General features: G+C 66.3%; 1 protein-coding gene. It reads right to left on the bottom strand.

The features are described from left to right. Positions 1–360, bottom strand: a 360-nt coding sequence (locus AB1L30_RS01140; protein WP_367011489.1) for a DUF1549 domain-containing protein, incomplete at its 3' end; no start/stop codon positions are given. Positions 361–430: the final 70 nt, after the last annotated feature.

The following is a 430-nucleotide window of genomic DNA, read 5'->3' as shown; positions in this document are numbered from 1 at the left end:
GGCCTCCTTCAAGGGCTTCGTTTGCTCGGCCACCGCTTCCTCGGCGGCCTGGTAGGCGGCCCGTTCCTCATCGGTCGCGATCGGCAGCTCGACCATCTCGGCGGCCTCGAAGAAGGCCTGGAGCCGGTAGTAGTCGGTCGTCGGGATCGCGTCGAACTTGTGGTCGTGGCACTTGGCGCAGCCGATCGTCAGGCCCATGAAGACCGATCCCACGGTCCCCGTCACCCCCGATAATTCCGACTGCCTCCGGACTTTCGGGTCGATGTTGCCGCCGACGACCTCCCGGGGGCCGCACCGGCCGAACCCGGTGGCGATCAACGCCGACTCGTCCCCCGGCGTCGACCTGGGGCAGATGAGCATCGCCATGGGAATGATGCCTGGACCGATACCAGAAGATAGCTGGGCACCACCGGAACGTCAGACTTGGACC

The sequence above is a fragment of the Bremerella sp. JC817 genome, from assembly GCF_040718835.1.
Lineage (GTDB): Bacteria > Planctomycetota > Planctomycetia > Pirellulales > Pirellulaceae > Bremerella.
This window is presented reverse-complemented; position numbering and strand designations above follow the sequence as displayed.